General features: G+C 69.4%; 2 protein-coding genes. Both read left to right on the top strand.

Annotation, left to right across the window (positions count from 1 at the left end; genetic code table 11):
• Positions 1 to 84: 84 nt before the first annotated feature.
• Entirely contained in the window at positions 85 to 1,317 is a 1,233-nt protein-coding gene (gene istA / locus V5E28_RS48805; protein WP_336217157.1) for an IS21 family transposase, read from the top strand.
• A complete protein-coding gene (gene istB, locus V5E28_RS48800) occupies positions 1,317 to 2,105 on the top strand; it encodes an IS21-like element helper ATPase IstB (RefSeq protein WP_336217156.1) in 789 nt (262 codons plus the stop codon). The genes istA and istB overlap by 1 nt, the downstream gene beginning before the upstream one ends.
• Positions 2,106 to 2,169 lie beyond the last annotated feature (64 nt).

Below are 2,169 nucleotides of genomic sequence, written 5' to 3'. Positions count from 1 at the left end.
TGACGGCGACGGCTGAAAACTGACCCTCTACGGACGTCTGGAAACGGACCCACCTCACGGCCCGGCAGGGCTATAGCGAGAGAGGTGCTGAACGTGGAGGACTGGGCGGAGATCCGCCGCTTGCACAAGTCAGAGGGAATGCCGATCCGGGCGATCACCCGCAAGCTCGGAGTGGGGCGTAACACCGTGCGGCGGGCGCTGGCCTCGGACGAGCCGCCGAAGTATGTGCGCAAGCCGAAGGGGTCGATCGTGGACGCGGTCGAACCACAGATCCGGGAACTGCTCGGCCAGTGGCCGGACATGCCCGCGACGGTGATCGCGGAACGGATCGGCTGGACCAGGTCCCAGACGGTGCTGAAGGACCGGGTGCGGGAGCTGCGGCCGCTGTTCAGGCCGCCGGACCCGGCCTCGCGCACGACCTATCAGCCGGGTGAGCTGGCGCAGTGCGATCTGTGGTTCCCGCCGGTCGACGTCCCGCTGGGATACGGGCAGGCGGGACGGCCGCCGGTGCTGGTCATGGTGTCGGGCTACTCCCGGTGGATCAGCGCCCGCATGATCCCGACCCGGCAGGCGCCGGACCTGATCGCCGGGCACTGGATGCTGCTGCAGCGGCTGGGCGCTGTGCCGAAGAAGCTGGTCTGGGACAACGAGTCCGCGATCGGCCGCTGGAATGCGGGAAAGCCGCAGCTGACGGCGGCGATGGATGCCTTCCGTGGCAGCCTGGGCATCCAGGTGCTGCAGTGCCGGCCCGCCGACCCGGAGGCCAAAGGATTGGTCGAACGCGCCAACGGCTACCTGGAGACGTCGTTTCTGCCCGGTCGGGCGTTCGCCTCACCGGCCGACTTCAACACCCAGCTCGACGCCTGGCTGGAACTGGCCAACGCCCGCCATCACCGCCGGATCGAATGCCGGCCGCTGGACCGGCTGGCAGCCGACCTGGCCGCGATGGTCGCCCTGCCGGCGGCTGCTCCGCAGATCGGCTGGAGCACCTCGGCGAGGCTGCCGCGCGATCACTACGTCCGGCTGAACGCCAACGACTACTCCGTCCATCCGGCCGCGATCGGTCGCCTGGTCGAGATCCGGGCGGATCTCGAGCACGTCACCGTGACCTGCGGCAGCGCGAACGTCGCCCGGCACGAACGCTGCTGGGCAGCCCACCAGACGCTCACCGACCCGGAGCACCTGGCCGCCGCCCGAGCCTTCCGCGGCCGGCGCCTGGCCCCGCTCCCCGCGGCGCTGACCGAAGTCCAACAGCGCCGGCTGTCGGACTACGACGACCTGTTCGGCCTGACCGGCACCGACGAGGAGGCAATGTGATGGCCGCAAAGAACACCAGCCGCAACATCGCCTCCGAACTGGCCTACCTGACCCGCGCGCTGAAGGCGCCCTCACTCGCCGCCGCGGTCGAGCGGCTGGCTGAGCGCGCCCGCGCCGAGGAATGGACGCATGAGGAGTTCCTCGCCGCCTGCCTGCAACGCGAGGTCGCCGCCCGCGAGGCGCACGGCGGGGAAGGCCGCATCCGCCTGGCCCGCTTCCCCGCCCGCAAGTGCCTGGAGGAGTTCGACTACGACCACCAGCGCTCCCTGAAACGCGACACCATCACCCACCTGGGCACCCTGGACTTCGTCACGGCCAAGGAGAACGTCGTCTTCCTCGGCCCGCCCGGCACCGGCAAGACCCACCTGTCCATCGGGCTGGGCATCCGCGCCTGCCAGGCCGGACACCGCGTCCTGTTCGCCACCGCCGCCGAATGGGTCGGCCGGCTCGCCGACGCCCATCACGCGGGCCGGCTGCAGGAAGAACTCATCCGCCTGGGCCGCATCCCGCTGCTCATCATCGACGAGGTCGGCTACATCCCGTTCGAGGCCGAGGCAGCCAACCTGTTCTTCCAGCTCGTCTCCAGCCGCTACGAACGAGCCAGCCTGATCGTCACCAGCAACAAGCCCTTCGGCCGCTGGGGAGAGGTCTTCGGCGACGACGTCGTCGCCGCCGCGATGATCGACCGCCTCGTCCACCACGCCGAAGTCATCTCGATGAAGGGAGACAGCTACCGCCTCAAAGACCGAGACCTCGGCCGCGTCCCAGCGGCCAAGACCAACGACTGAAGACCATCCAGACGGGTCCGTTTTCACGCGTCGCTGCTGGGTCCAATTTCAGACGTCGTTGACA

Origin of the sequence: Nonomuraea sp. LPB2021202275-12-8, assembly GCF_037044575.1 — a bacterium.
GTDB lineage: Bacteria > Actinomycetota > Actinomycetes > Streptosporangiales > Streptosporangiaceae > Nonomuraea.
This window is presented reverse-complemented; position numbering and strand designations above follow the sequence as displayed.